Raw genomic sequence first — 14,091 nt, forward strand, 5'->3', positions numbered from 1 at the left:
AAAGAAGACAAAGGGCTAAAATAAAGATCATTTTAGCCCTTTGTCAACAATTTTAGAGCAGCCCTTGGGGACGCTCTTTTTTTATGATGCTTTCTCTTTTAATGTGTTTAAATAGTCCAGTGCATCCTGCATAGTATCGACCGGAACGATTTTCATATCACTTTTAATCTCTTTTGCTGTTTTGACGGCATTTTTATAGTCAGAGTTTGGATCACCTTTCTCGTTTGGTGCAAAGAAGATGTCTTTCCCTGCTTTATCGGCTGCTACGACTTTTTGATCAATCCCGCCAATCGGTCCGACTGTACCATCGGCGTCAATCGTTCCAGTTCCCGCTATCGCATAGCCATGTGTTTCGTCTTCTTTTGTCAGCTGGTTATATATTTCAAGTGACATCATTAAACCTGCCGATGGACCGCCGATGTTTTCGATGTCCACCTTCACAGAGGGTGACACTTTCACATGACGGTCTGTAAATAGTGATACACCAATTCCAACTCGTTTTGGGTCTTCTTTAAATCGTTTCAATGTTATTTTCTGTGTGATTTCTTTGCCATTTCGTTCGAGTACAAAACGGACCGTTGTGCCTGCTTTTTTACTGCTGATATATGAAACCATTTTATCTGCAGAATCATACGTTTGACCATCGACGCTTTTGATCTTGTCGCCAACTTGAATCTTGCCATATGCAGGCATCCCTTTCATCACATAGCTCGCATACACCCCGTTGAACGTATAGTCCACTTTTTTCCCTGCTTTTGTATAAGCTGCAATCATCGCGTTTTCTTGAGAGCTTTTCATCAGCTGAAGCTGTCGTTTCATATAATCCTCATCTGACTCTCCGTCCGCTTTAATGTTTTCTTCTGGGACGATCTCGTCATACTTGTTCATTTTTGCAAGCAAATACGTATATGGATTTGCTGGACCTACTTTAATGGTCATAAGAGAGAAGCTGCCCTTCTCGCTATATCCTCCGTCCACTTGAATATGCGGAGCAATCTCTGTTGCATCACCTGGCTTTGTGATATAGTAAGGCAGTTTGACAAAGGTTAAGCCAAATAATACAAGAACAACCACAAAAAAGCTGAGCCAGCGAATATTCAATTTTTTCATTCGATTAACACTCCCATTTATCAATGACATCTTTCAGTTTACCTTTTAGTTGATCGGCGGCGAGCTCACCTGCTTCAATCATCTCTTGCACCTGTGTAAACGCACTAGAGCTAAATGTTTCAAGCTTCGGCCGGATCATGAGATCTGCGTGAATGGTTTGGTGACGAACCAATTCATTTTGAAGGATGTCCAAGCTTTGCATAATGACATCCGATAATCTCGTCGCCTTTTCTGTTTTTTTCACCCTTGATACATCAGAGGCGATAACGAGGTCTGCCCCCATCTCTTTTAAAACAGAAACAGGAATGCGGTCAACTACCGCTCCATCTACCAATTGTCTGCCGCCTATTTCATGCGGAACAAACACACCTGGAATGCTAATGCTTGCTCTGACTGCTTGTGAGACAGACCCTTCTTTGAACACAACCTTCTCCCCTGTCCCGAGGTCACAGGCGACAATCGCAAGAGGCATTCGCAATTCCTCGATTTTTTTCCCATATGTAAACGTGTGGATCAACTGCAAAATTCGATTTCCTTTTAAAAGACCGATTTTTGGCAGTGTATAGTCAGCATAATACTTTCTTCTGAAGACAAGTGCAAGTTTTTTCATTTTTTCTACGTCTTGTCCTGCCGCATAAAAGCTTCCAACAAGTGCGCCAATACTGCTTCCGGCGATCATATCCACCTGAATTCCTTGTTTCTCAAGACTAGATAAAACTCCGATATGCGCCAGCCCTCTGGCACCCCCGGAGCCCAGCGCAAGCCCGATGGTCGGTCGCTTCATGTAAATCCACCCTCCTCTTTCTATGCATATATACGAATCTATAGGTCTAAACATGCCCCTTCTACTCGTATAGTAATAGAAGACAGGCTCGGCTAGTTTCTCTTTTTCTTTGATCACGAGCTCGCCAATAGATTATAACGGCAAGGGGCGAAACCTCCATGAAAAAATGGAACACACTGTTCATCGCTGCTTTTTTTATCTTTTTAACAGCCACTGTGATTACACACCCACAAGCCTCTTTGCAAGCGTCGAAAAATGGACTTGCAATGTGGTGGGAGGTTGTATTTCCATCGTTGCTTCCTTTTTTTATTTTGTCCGAGTTATTAATTAGCTTCGGGATTGTTAGATTTGTCGGGGTATTATTAGAACCATTTATGCGCCCCATCTTTCGAGTGCCAGGTGTAGGCGGGTTTGTCCTAGCGATGGGGATGGCCTCAGGCTTTCCTTCTGGCGCTAAATTGACGACGCGGCTCAGGCAGGAAGGACAATTGACGAGAATTGAAGCAGAGCGCCTTGTTTCATTTACAAATTCTTCGAATCCATTGTTTATTTTTGGAGCGGTGGCGGTTGGTTTTTTTCATCACCCTGCTTTAGGCATTGTCTTAGCCTGTGCACATTATTTAGGGAATCTGGCGGTCGGTGTGACGATGCGGGGATATAAAGCGCGGCACGATGCACACCTTAGAAGCCGGAAAGGATGTTTATTCCCACCAATACAAGAGGCATTCAGTGCGCTTCATACAGCAAGACTCGCAGAGAAAAGACCGCTTGGCCAAATTTTAAGCGATGCTGTCATGTCGTCCGTTCAAACACTCTTTATGATTGGCGGCTTTATTATTTTATTTTCCGTCTTTAGCAAAATGCTGGCAGTTGTTCATGTGACCGACCTTCTCTCCGTGGGCATCGGTTATATGCTGCAAACGATGCACCTTCCGCCAGAATTAAATCTTGCTATGATTGCAGGTTTATTTGAGATCACTTTAGGAAGTCAGCTGACGGGTTCACAGGAAGTCACTCTTCTCGCTAAAACCATTGTGGTCAGCTTTATTTTAGGATTCAGCGGGTTCTCTGTTCAAGCTCAGGTAGCAGGCATTTTGGCGGCAACTGATATACGTTTCAAACCTTTTTTCTTCGCCCGATTGCTCCATGGAATGTATGCGGCTGTCTTCGCCTTCTTATTATTCAAACCACTTTATGTATCTCGATCAGACATGGCTCTTCCAGCAGCAGCCTCTGAAGCAGGCCAGCAAGTCGTCATATTCAGCAGTACGCTGTGGAATCAGCTTGTGGCAGCCGGCCCTCTTATCACGTTGGTCAGCTTGATCGTGTATATTGCTTTATATTATCAAAAACTAAAAAATGGATGAGTGCAGTGTGCACTCATCCATTAAATTTTTCTTTCAGCGCGGCTTCTACCTCTTTTGGTACAAGCTCTTTGACTGATCCATGATATTTCGCTACTTCTTTGACAATGCTTGAGCTTAAGAAGGAGTATTGATTATTCGTCATCATGAAAAACGTTTCAATGTCATCATTTAACACTTTATTCATTGATGTGCCTTGCATCTCGTATTCAAAGTCCGTCACCGCTCTGAGTCCGCGTAAGATGACTTTGGCTTCTTTCTGTTCCGCATAATCGACAAGTAGCCCATGAAAGGATTCTACTTTGATATTTGGCAGATCCTTTGTCGCTTGGCGAATAAGCTCACACCGTTCTTCAACCGTAAATAACGGTTTTTTTGATGAGTTGTTTAGGACGCATACATACACTTCATCAAAGATCTTTGCCCCTCTTTTGATAATATCCAAATGGCCCAATGTGACTGGATCGAAGCTACCCGGACAAACAGCTATATTCCCCATTGCTTTAATTTCCCCGCTTTCTATAGATCGTAATGCCAGTCAATCCGTACAGTTCCTGTCTTGTGATGTGAAGTTGTCCAGCTTCCTCTGGCAGCGTAACGTCTTTATCGTGCTCACACACAATGACGCCATCATCCGCTAATAGGGAATGTTCATCAATCATATCAAGAAGTGCTTTGAGCTTTTGATCTTTATACGGCGGATCAAGAAAGATGGCTTGAAAGGATTCTTCTCGTTTCACTACAGCTGCGAGTGCACGGTTTGCATCATTTCGAAATACTTCACTTTGATCCATCAGCGACAATTGATTCAGATTACCTTTAATCGTCTGAATCGCCTTCATATCTCGATCAACAAATATACAATGATCGAATCCTCTGGAAAGCGCTTCAATTCCTAAACCACCGCTTCCAGCAAATAAATCAAGGGCCCATCCGCCATCAAAATAAGGACCAATCATATTAAAAATGGATTCTTTGACTTTATCTGTTGTCGGTCTTGTTGATTGACCTGGTACCGCTTTAAGCGAGCGGCCTTTTCTCGTTCCAGAGATGACTCTCATTTTCCCACCACTTTTTCTACTTACATCTATTGGTTATTGTCTCATGACAAAAATTCAACATTATCTTACCACATCCACTCCACATGGGACAATGCACGGAATTCCATTCATTTTCTATGTATATATGAGAGGACGCAGGGTCATACTACTTGTAACAGCATCTGATGTGGTGCTGTTGCCAACCGCGGAGAAGACTTACGTTTCCCCATAAGTTCTTCCTCCGGTTTCTCCTCTCCCTTTGCCTTCTCCTTAATGAATCATTAAGAATAGAAGGACCCCGCGGGTGATGCCGCGGGGATTTTTTTGTGTCTTTAAAAGCCCACCTTATAATCATACTCTTTTGCTTTGTCCAATTTGGATTCGTACTCTAATTTAATAAAAGGTTTATATGAAGGCTCAACACGTTTCACAAATGGCAATGAACTGAGCTTTGCCATGTGGCGCTCGAGATCATTCATATCACAATAAATCACTGCATATTTCATTTTCCTTGAAATATAGTGAACATTCCCAAATTTTCTTAGCGCTTTTGACTGCTTCAATGAATGCAGCCAAACAACCATCCCTTGACGTTTGGTTTCCATCTTTTCACCTGCCGCTTTTCAATTCTTCCCGTTCATTATGTAAAAGACGAGACGTTCAAGTCTCGTCAAGATACTTTACAGCCACAGCTGCCTCCTGATCCACAGCCACCGCCGCATGATGATAGACCATCAAAATATGGGTTCCCTGTTGGAACTTTAATATATGCTGATACAGCTTGACCGATTTCAATACTAATCTCATCTAGGATGGATTGAATCACTGTTTCTGCTTTTTTGAAATCAACCACTGTATCGTGAAGATCTAGCTTTCTTTTGACCTCACGCATTTCTTTTGAGATCGTTCTATAGTCCGGATGGTATTTGCCGAACCGCTGCACATCCTCATATTGCTCTTTTACTTTTGTAAAATGGGCAATAATTTGTTGGGCTTCTTCGTCTTGCTGGAGACGCTTAAAGCAGTTGCGGTAATGTTCAGCCTCCTCCGACTGAAGAATCATGGCAGCCAATTGATTTGCTTGCTCTTGGAGCTCCACAGATTCGATTGTCGCATACATAAATGTTGCACCTCCAATACATAGTTTACCATGAAACCTATGGATCAGAAAATGCTTTTACATGACAAATACATCCCATGTTTCTCTTTTCTGCTTATATTCGGGGTGACGAGAATTCAGCACAACGGTCATTTTATGCTTTCCCTTTGAAAGATGCTTGACCACAAACGCAGCAGTATACTCATTGCCCGCACGTTTCCCGTCTACATATACAGTAAAATACCCTGTCTTCTGATCCTTTCTTAAGGGAGAAGGCTCAAGATGAACATCTTGAAGTGTACTTTCTATATAGACCACCGATCCCTGCACTTTGTATTTTAAAAAGCCTTGCTGCTTCATTTCACTTTGCGTCTGCTGTAAGACTGGTACTGCTTGTTCCTGCTTCGTTACTTGCTCTTTTTCATGTTGACTTTGACACCCGGTGACAAGAAAAAGCAATGCGCATATTGACAGCATCCATTTCATGATCTGATTCTCCTTTCGTCTACTTTCATAGGATGCTCATGAAATAGACATCTTAATCAACTCAAAAAAGCCTCACCCGGCTCCATTTTGATTGCGCATTGCTTGAAACATCTGAATCATCATTTCAGCCATTTGGACACTATTGCTCAACTGACTCACACGATGAGGAATGGTTTTTTCGTAAAAGTTCATTTTATCTAATTCAAAGGAATTTAGATTTTCAGGATGCCGCGTCAGCTGTCTGTACCAGAGCGGACGTTGCCTGATGAATTTGATTCGATCCTCTTCGGCCATGACAAACTCCTGTACTTCTCTCCGCACCAAAAGCATCCCCTTTCCATTAATCTTTCCTGAAGGAGAATGGGTGCTGGCTGCCTCCAGATGAACCTTTTTTTGAACCATTTGATGAAAATTGGCCGAGTAAGCTTTGTAAAGAGGAAATAGACTGGCTCATTTTGTTAATCTGTTCATTCATTTGATCAGCGTCCATTTTTTTCACAGCAGAAACCATTTTAGACATAAAATCTGCTTTTCCTGGTTCACTTTTCTTAGTGGCTTTATCTTTTTTTTCTTTTCCTTCTTCAGATGGTTCTTGACGGTAAGGAGACCACATCTCATCTTCCTCACCAAACATGACCCAATTCTCGTATAAGCTTTGCCAGCTTTTTTCTTGCGTCTGCACTTCTTGAATTAATTTCGGATGGCGTCTGACGAACTGTTTAAATTCATCAATGGATGTTTGCTTTTGTTTATTTGTCATATCCTCACCCCCCATACAAATGCCTACTATACTATATACACCAGCATCTGTTTTGGTGAGCCTCTTTTTCATAAAAAAACAGCCGCGATGATTGCGCAGCTGTTTGAGTGTTAAGACGTTTTCTTAATGAAGTTTTGTGTATAGTACTTTTCTTTCACACCGACGCCAAGGTGCGTATAATCCTGATTTAATAGCGCCTTCCGGTGACCTTCACTATTCAGCCAGCCTTCTACGGCTGCAGGGCCGTCTACATAATTATAGGCAATGTTTTCCCCAGCAAGCTGAAATGTGACTTCCCCTCTTTCTAACCGGTCTTTTAGCGTCCCGTACTTTTTAGAGTCATGGGAAAAATAGTGATTCTCTTTCATGTCCTCACTATGCATAAATGCCACTTCAGACGTTTCATCATCCCACTTTAAGGTCGGCAGTTTGTACTTATGCCGGATAATATTGGTCATATCAAAAATTTGTTTTTGACTGGAAGCTTCGATATCTTTCCATTTTTCACCCGAGATGGCGTCAGGCTCAATCAATTGACCTCGGTAAACGACTTCATATGGCTTTTGTTTCACAAATGTATCTGCGTTAAAGGCTCTGATGCTCGAAAGGGTGCCTTCAAACTTATCCATATAGAGCTGGACATACACATCATCTCCCACTTTCACCGTCGGCCTTGTGTTCATATCATCTTCTGAGAATTCAAAGCGATATGAATTTTGCTCATCCTCTACATGAATGTAAGGAGCGATTTGTGTCTTTTTAAATACTTCACTCGTGGCTTGACCGATTTTAAATGGTTCAACATTCAGGCCATCCCCAGTTGCAAACAAGGTCACCACTTTACTGTCCTTTACCCCTACTTGAATATAGTGTTTCTTCGATTGGTTGTATATCCACCAGTCATAATCATATGCGGAAGGATCAATGCGATCTGGTTCTCCCAGCTGTTTAAGCACTTCGTTTGAAGACTTCCCCATAAAGGACATGAGGCCCTTTTTAGGGATATTGATCGGCTTATCGCTAGATGTTTCTTCATTAGACACCTTCGGCTCATTGCTGTTATCTTTTTCTGGTGAAGATCCATATTGAATAAACAGAACATACGTTCCAGATATAATCAGGAGGATGAAGAGTGTTTTAAGCACAGTTTTCAAATAAACACCTCCGTTAAATTGGCAAGGTACAAAAAGTACCTTCTACTGTCATTTAAACAAAACTTGCGCCATTTATCAACGACAATACAGCCTATTTAACACGAATTTAAAATATGCCCCTCTAGTGAAGAAATCCTTGTCCATGATCTTGATCCTGTTGAGAGATTTCCGTCAGCGCATCTCCCGCACGATCATTCGATAAATCTTCGACTGATAAATCTCCAAGGGCAACGATTCCCGTTAGTGCTCCGTTTTTGACAACGGGGATACGGCGAAGCTGATGTTCGGACATCAACCGTACGATTTCTTCTAGCGTGGCATCTTCTTCAGCTGTCAATACTTCCTTTGTCATCAGTGCGTCAATTTCCTGTGAATTTGGCTTTTTCTCAGCAATGCCTCGCAGTACAAGGTCACGGTCTGTTACAATGCCAACGAGCTGATCTCCATCAACTACTGGAATGGCACCGATGTCAGCATCTCTCATTTTGACTGCCGCTTCGTAGGCATTATCGTCCTTTTGGCAAGTCACTACTTTTTTCGTCATGATATCTTTGATTTTTTTCGTTTTCACGTTGATTCCTCCATCCGTTATTTTCTTTATTACTGTAACCAGCTTATAAAAGAACATACCTTTCACAGTTGAAAGTTTAACGCTTTCATACTATGATTGTCAGTAAAGGGAATTTTTATAAGGAGGGGTTTTGGGTGAAGTTTGAAGGAACGGGAATTGAAGAGGTATCAGCTGACTTAAATAAATTGGATTTTATTATGGAAAGTGAAGGATTTGTACGAGCCGATCAATGGGATTATGAACGCGTGACGTACGACAAGAAGTACAAGATGGTAGAGGGAACATTTTATTTACGAATCTCCGGATACGCCACAGAAGGAGATGTCGGCTCCAAAAAAGCACACATCCAGCTACTGACACCTTTACTTGGAAAACACTACTATCCGCACGGTGTTGAATATGGAGAAGGCGAAGACTTCCCTAAATCTCTTATTCAATCAAGCAAAAAAACGCTGAACCAATTAAAAGAAAAACTAGAATCTATGACTGCTGAAGCATAAAAGAAGACAAAGGGCTAAAATCAAGATCATTTTAGCCCTTTGTCAACAATTTGGAAGCACAGCCCCTCTGGCTGTGCTTTTTATTTATTCATATTTCGGAATGAGCGCATCTGGTACGGCATCTTTCGCTCTTTCCTTTCTTGCCCAGTCAAAGAAAACAACAGCAAGAATCGAGCCGTATACAATCTCCTGAATAATTTTCATTAAAATAGCGCCTAGCTGCTGATCTTCTAGCAGCGGCAACGTATGAAACATGTCAGGGCCAGTGAGCGCAAGTCCTGTGAGCATATCACTTGGCACACATAGATGAAGTGCTTGAATCCATGCGCCGGCATCTGAATAGGTCGCATAGATAGGTGCCTCACTAAACATAATGAGTGCACAGGCAGGTGTCATTAAAATACCATCTGCCATAATATACCCCAGCTTTAAAATACCCGTGATCTGCGGCTGACTTTGGACTTTATGGACAAGCGGCCACCACATGAAAAAGGCAGCGATAAAGATAACAACTGTCATCAATGCATGATAAAACGGATCGGTTTTAACAAAATCAAACACAAGCGGAATATGATACAGCGAAAACAATCCGTTAAATCCAAGGAGGGCAATCAAAGGCTTGGAAAACAAACGAAAAACAGCCTGAATGCCTCGCGTCTGAATGATCCGCTCCCAAATCGCAGCAGGTAAACCTGTGATCAGAAGCGGCGGGATGACTAAATAGAGCACAGCCATTTGCGCCATATGTGCACTGAACATAATATGCCCCATTAAATCAATCGGACTGCCCTTCACTGCATATAACAAAACAAGCCCAGTCAGAAACAGCGTTTTCTCTTTCACCGTCGCACGGTGCTTTCCCTTTGTCACAAGAAGCAAATAAAAAGCAGCTGCAACCACAATACATATCAAATAGTAAGGACTCCATAAAGCCCGGAATCCGAATATCTCTAAGTTTTCCATTGCTGCGCCTCCTTCAAGGGCAAAGCGGGCTTACCACCAAATAATGGTCAAAAAGGCTAAAACGGTAATAAACGCGACAAACACACCTGAGTAAAGAAACAACGCGGGTGTTTCATGCCCTTTTTGGTTCATGTGCATAAAATAATAAAGCTGGAAGGCCACCTGAATGACTGCAAGCAGTAAAATAAAAGGGACTGCGAACCAATTTCCGACGTCTTCAGAGGCGATCGTTAAAAAGGCAACAAACGTTAAACCAATCATCAAGCCGAAAGAAATGAGCTGATGCTTCATTTCTTCGGCATTTTTCTTTTTACGATAGACAAGATCGACTTTGGACTGATTTGTGTTTTTATTTCCCATTCTTATCCCACCATTCCCATTAAATATACAACGGTAAAGATGAAGACCCACACAACATCAATGAAATGCCAATAAAGGCTTGCCACATAATATTTTGGTGCATTGTATAAATCGAGTCCGCGTCTCATATTCCGAATCATAAGAGCGGTGATCCAGCAAAGCCCGAATGCAACGTGAGCTCCGTGTGTTCCTACAAGTGTATAGAAGGAAGAGCCAAGTGCAGAGCTGGTAATGGTAAATTCATACGCATGCACATAGTGATAAAACTCATAAATTTCAACCCCTAAAAATCCAGCACCTAAAAGAACAGTGACACCGAGCCAAAGCTGCATTTTTTTAAAGGCAAAGTTTTTCATATGATACATGGCATACACACTCGTTAAACTGCTCGTTAACAGGAGCATTGTGGCAATAAAGACAAGTGTGAGGTCAAACATTTCGGTTGTTTTTGCTCCGCCTGCATTCGAATTTTTCAGCGCCAAGTAAGTGGCGAACAAAGATGCGAACAGGACGGTTTCTCCCCCAAGAAACAACCAGAACCCGACGAACTTATTCTTTCCTTCTAACGTGGCTTTCTCTGGAGAAGCCGGAAAGGTTTCCGCTGTCATTTTTTGTGGTTCCATTATGCTTTCACCCCTTTATCATCGTCATCCGTCAAATCTTCTTTGTGAATATGGTATCCATGATCATCTTTAAGAGACCTGACCAGCATGGTCGTAAATGTGATGCCAAGACCAATGAAAATCACTGGAAGACCCCAGTCGTGCTCTTGACGATACATGAAACCAAACGCTGACACAAATAGACCGAATGAGATAATGATAGGCAAGATGGAATTATTCGGCATGTGAATATCATCGAGCGGTTCAGATGCTGTCATTCCTTTTCTACCATCCATTTTCTCAATCCATAATGGATCAAGGCCTCGTACAAGCGGTAGCTGCTTAAAGTTATATTCTGGCGGAGGTGAAGTGACTGCCCATTCAAGGGTTCTTCCATCTCCCCAAGGATCGCTCGACACCCGCTCTCCTTTTGCCGTTGTCCAGATGACGTTAATGAGCATAATCACGACTGCCACAAACATAAACAGTGCCCCAATTGAACTGATCAAATTCCCAAGCTCGAGACCCTGTCCCGGCAGGAACGTAAATACCCGGCGCGGCATGCCCCATAAGCCGAGGAAATGCTGGATAAAGAACGTTAAATGGAAACCGATGAAAAAGAACACAAAGCCAATTTTTCCAAGTTTCTCATTCAGTAATTTCCCAAACATTTTCGGCCACCAATAATGCACACCTGCTAAAATTCCGAATACCACCCCACCGATAATGACGTAGTGGAAATGCGCCACAACAAAGTACGTATCATGGAACTGATAATCTGCTGCTGCTGCTGCAAGCATGATCCCGGTTACCCCGCCAAGTAAGAACGACGGAATGAACGCAACAGAATACAGCATTGGCGTCGTAAACTTCACATTACCGCCCCATATAGTGAGCAGCCAGTTGAACACTTTGATTCCGGTTGGTACCGCAATCGCCATTGTGGCTACAGCAAAGATCGCATTTGCAATTGGTCCAAGTCCCGTTGTAAACATGTGATGCGCCCATACCATGAACCCAAGGAAACCAATCAATACAGTGGCAAATACCATGGATGAATAACCAAACAATCTTTTTCTTGCAAACACAGGAATGATCTCAGAGAAGATTCCAAATGCCGGCAGAATCAAGATATATACTTCCGGGTGTCCGAAAATCCAGAACAAATGCTCCCAGATGATCGTATTCCCTCCGAGCTCTGGATTGAAAAAGCTCGTATCAAACATTCGATCAAGCATCAGCATCGCAAGCCCTGCTGTGAGCGGCGGGAATGCGAATAAAATCAGTGCAGATGCAACAAATGTCGTCCAGGTAAAGAGCGGCATTCTCATATACGTCATGCCAGGTGCTCTCATATTAATAATCGTCACAAGAAAGTTAATACCGGCAATCAGCGTTCCAATACCCGCTATCTGCAAGCCTAAAATATAGAAATCCATGCCATGCCCTTCTGAATTCAGCGTGAGCGACGCATAGGCAGTCCAGCCCGCATCAGGTGACCCGCCCATAAACCAGCCAAGGTTTAAGAAAATCCCTCCGAAAAAGAAGAGCCAAAAACCTAGTGAATTCACAAACGGAAATGCTACGTCACGTGCACCAATTTGAATTGGTACAACCGCATTCATTAATGCAAATAAAAGCGGCATTGCTGCAAGGAAAATCATCGTCGTTCCATGCATGGTCATGATTTCATTGTAAACCCCTGCACTTACAAAATCATTTTCTGGGATGGCTAGCTGAATACGGATAAACATTGCTTCCAGACCGCCAACCAAAAAGAAAAATCCCCCTGCTACTAAATACAGTACGGCAATTTTTTTGTGGTCAACCGTCGTCAAGTAATCCCATAAGACAGCGCCAAACCCCCGCTTTTTAGCTATTGTATTCACCATGAAATCCCCCTCTTATCTCCCATTTGCCCCTTTTCATATCAATGTCTATCTTCACGATCTCTCAAACAGACTGTGTCTGACAGATGACTATTTCTTGGATGTAGAACTTATTCGGGAGCTCTTAACAAAAACTTCACATAGATCACATACCCTTTTGAACGTGCACAGCTTCAAAGGCTGTTCAAGACATCACTCGATTTTCAGACCTTTTAAATACTCGTAGAGTGCATCCGCTTCTGAGTCATTTAATTTAGGGTACGTCCCTGTCATCTTATTGCCTGGTTTAAAGCTCTCTGGATTTTTCAGCCAAGCCTTGACATTTTCTTTGTTCATGTCTTTGATCCCAGCTACTTTTGTCCGCTCTCCGAAGGTTGCAAGGTTTGGAGCCGTCCTTGCCGCCTCCGGCCGTTCATCACTAGGCTCTACCGCATGACAGCTTAAGCAGTTTTTCTCTTTAAAGAGCTTTTCACCCTCAAGGGCCAAATCTGATGTAGATGAAGGCTTTTGATAATCCGCCATCTTTTTCGTCCACCCTAAAAACTCATCCTGAGAAAGCGTTTTAACTTTAAAGTCCATTAAAGCATGTGAAGGGCCGCAAAGCTCCGCACATTTCCCGTAGAAATACTCTCCAGCATTTTTCGTTCGTTTTGAGTCAAAGGTTAAATAAAACTTGTTTTCGTTGTCTGTATTTGTATCAATTTTACCCCCAGCCGATGGAACCCAAAAAGAGTGTTTCACATCAGATGCTTTCAGCTTAAAGTATACCTTTTGGTCAGTCGGTACAATCAATTCCTGACTTGTGACAATCCCATAATCAGGGTATTCAAATTCCCACCAATATAAGCTGGCTCTTACATTCACAACAAGTGTCTTTTCAGGATCTCGTTTCTTCTTATCCATAGCGCTTGTATCCCCTAGCTCAAGCGTGTATGCCACAACAGGTACAACGAGAATAATGAGTAGAAGAATTGGAATCGCTGTCCACGTAATTTCTAGGTTGCGGTTCCCTTCCACCTGTTTTGGAATCGTATCTTCTCCCACTTTAGAACGTTTGAATTTAATGATGACGTAAAAGAAAATGATCGATACAACAATGACGACAAGAACCATAATAAGTGTACTCAGTACCGTTAGGAAAAACTGTTTATCTGCTACTTCCCCAACTGGTTTGAGTGTTGATAAGTATGGTTCACCGCAGCCGGCCAAAACGATCGTCAGTAAGAGAAACAGTGAATAAACACGCCATTTTCTTATCATAATTTGTCCCAACCCCTTTTGCTTGATCTCCTTTGCCTTTCGCTTTTTACCTCTTATTTATAAAATCACCTTTCACCCATCAATAACCCCCGCCCCTTATAAAAGCACTTACATTTCCTCTTTTCATAAAAAAATGATGTTTTTACTCA

At 42.4% G+C, this 14,091-nt stretch carries 18 protein-coding genes; 2 read left to right on the forward strand and 16 right to left on the reverse strand.

From position 1 onward, the window contains the following. Nucleotides 1–81 precede the first annotated feature (81 nt). Nucleotides 82–1,110, reverse strand: a complete 1,029-nt coding sequence (locus GPA07_RS12315) for a SepM family pheromone-processing serine protease (protein WP_071167664.1) — start codon at nucleotides 1,108–1,110, stop codon at nucleotides 82–84. A 4-nt stretch (nucleotides 1,111–1,114) separates the two neighbouring features. Continuing rightward, the gene (locus GPA07_RS12320; protein WP_008354707.1) at nucleotides 1,115–1,894 is read right to left on the reverse strand and encodes a patatin-like phospholipase family protein; all 780 of its coding nucleotides are present in this window, start codon (nucleotides 1,892–1,894) and stop codon (nucleotides 1,115–1,117) included. Between the two features lie 158 nt (nucleotides 1,895–2,052). Between GPA07_RS12320 and ylbJ the strand changes: the two genes are divergently transcribed. After that, the gene (gene ylbJ, locus GPA07_RS12325; RefSeq protein ID WP_157292604.1) at nucleotides 2,053–3,261 is read left to right on the forward strand and encodes a sporulation integral membrane protein YlbJ; all 1,209 of its coding nucleotides are present in this window, start codon (nucleotides 2,053–2,055) and stop codon (nucleotides 3,259–3,261) included. 13 nt (nucleotides 3,262–3,274) lie between these two features. Here the strand turns inward: ylbJ and coaD are convergent, their stop codons facing one another. The 9 genes from coaD to GPA07_RS12370 form a co-directional block, all read right to left on the reverse strand. Beyond that, nucleotides 3,275–3,757, reverse strand: a complete 483-nt coding sequence (coaD, locus tag GPA07_RS12330) for a pantetheine-phosphate adenylyltransferase (protein WP_008354711.1) — start codon at nucleotides 3,755–3,757, stop codon at nucleotides 3,275–3,277. A 4-nt stretch (nucleotides 3,758–3,761) separates the two neighbouring features. Next, nucleotides 3,762–4,319, reverse strand: coding sequence for a 16S rRNA (guanine(966)-N(2))-methyltransferase RsmD (gene rsmD / locus GPA07_RS12335; protein ID WP_008354714.1), 558 nt, complete (start codon nucleotides 4,317–4,319; stop codon nucleotides 3,762–3,764). 311 nt (nucleotides 4,320–4,630) lie between these two features. After that, nucleotides 4,631–4,903 carry a YlbG family protein gene (locus GPA07_RS12340; protein ID WP_003212137.1) on the reverse strand — a complete coding sequence of 91 codons (273 nt, stop codon included), beginning with the start codon at nucleotides 4,901–4,903 and terminating at the stop codon, nucleotides 4,631–4,633. Nucleotides 4,904–4,968: 65 nt separating this feature from the next. After that, nucleotides 4,969–5,418, reverse strand: a complete 450-nt coding sequence (locus GPA07_RS12345) for a regulatory iron-sulfur-containing complex subunit RicF (RefSeq protein WP_157292606.1) — start codon at nucleotides 5,416–5,418, stop codon at nucleotides 4,969–4,971. Nucleotides 5,419–5,475: 57 nt separating this feature from the next. Continuing rightward, a complete protein-coding gene (locus GPA07_RS12350; RefSeq protein WP_008354719.1) occupies nucleotides 5,476–5,883 on the reverse strand; it encodes a hypothetical protein in 408 nt (135 codons plus the stop codon). A gap of 72 nt (nucleotides 5,884–5,955) precedes the next feature. Continuing rightward, entirely contained in the window at nucleotides 5,956–6,204 is a 249-nt protein-coding gene (locus GPA07_RS12355; RefSeq protein ID WP_008354720.1) for a YlbE-like family protein, read from the reverse strand. A gap of 19 nt (nucleotides 6,205–6,223) precedes the next feature. Beyond that, nucleotides 6,224–6,643, reverse strand: a complete 420-nt coding sequence (locus GPA07_RS12360; RefSeq protein WP_008354722.1) for a YlbD family protein — start codon at nucleotides 6,641–6,643, stop codon at nucleotides 6,224–6,226. Between the two features lie 110 nt (nucleotides 6,644–6,753). After that, entirely contained in the window at nucleotides 6,754–7,797 is a 1,044-nt protein-coding gene (locus GPA07_RS12365) for a CAP domain-containing protein (RefSeq protein ID WP_008354724.1), read from the reverse strand. Nucleotides 7,798–7,918: 121 nt separating this feature from the next. Continuing rightward, nucleotides 7,919–8,341: a CBS domain-containing protein gene (locus GPA07_RS12370; protein WP_034738137.1), complete on the reverse strand. Its 423-nt coding sequence runs from the start codon at nucleotides 8,339–8,341 to the stop codon at nucleotides 7,919–7,921. A gap of 161 nt (nucleotides 8,342–8,502) precedes the next feature. Between GPA07_RS12370 and GPA07_RS12375 the strand changes: the two genes are divergently transcribed. Further along, entirely contained in the window at nucleotides 8,503–8,868 is a 366-nt protein-coding gene (locus tag GPA07_RS12375) for a YugN family protein (RefSeq protein WP_071167665.1), read from the forward strand. Between the two features lie 84 nt (nucleotides 8,869–8,952). On the opposite strand, the gene ctaG is transcribed toward GPA07_RS12375, so the two are convergent. The 5 genes from ctaG to coxB all read right to left on the reverse strand — a co-directional run bounded on the left by ctaG (nucleotide 8,953) and on the right by coxB (nucleotide 13,942). Then, entirely contained in the window at nucleotides 8,953–9,831 is an 879-nt protein-coding gene (gene ctaG / locus GPA07_RS12380; RefSeq protein WP_008354729.1) for a cytochrome c oxidase assembly factor CtaG, read from the reverse strand. Nucleotides 9,832–9,861: 30 nt separating this feature from the next. Then, entirely contained in the window at nucleotides 9,862–10,191 is a 330-nt protein-coding gene (ctaF, locus tag GPA07_RS12385; RefSeq protein ID WP_003211520.1) for a cytochrome c oxidase subunit IVB, read from the reverse strand. A gap of 2 nt (nucleotides 10,192–10,193) precedes the next feature. Next, complete coding sequence (gene ctaE / locus GPA07_RS12390; protein ID WP_008354731.1) at nucleotides 10,194–10,814, reverse strand: cytochrome c oxidase subunit III; 621 nt, start codon at nucleotides 10,812–10,814, stop codon at nucleotides 10,194–10,196. Then, nucleotides 10,814–12,685, reverse strand: a complete 1,872-nt coding sequence (gene ctaD / locus GPA07_RS12395; RefSeq protein WP_034738121.1) for a cytochrome c oxidase subunit I — start codon at nucleotides 12,683–12,685, stop codon at nucleotides 10,814–10,816. Before ctaD ends, ctaE begins: the two co-directional genes overlap by 1 nt. A gap of 189 nt (nucleotides 12,686–12,874) precedes the next feature. Next, nucleotides 12,875–13,942 (reverse strand): cytochrome c oxidase subunit II, encoded by a 1,068-nt coding sequence (gene coxB / locus GPA07_RS12400; protein ID WP_008354735.1) that lies wholly within the window; start codon nucleotides 13,940–13,942, stop codon nucleotides 12,875–12,877. Nucleotides 13,943–14,091: the final 149 nt, after the last annotated feature.

The organism is Bacillus sp. ms-22 (assembly GCF_009759805.1).
GTDB lineage: Bacteria > Bacillota > Bacilli > Bacillales > Bacillaceae > Bacillus > Bacillus xiamenensis.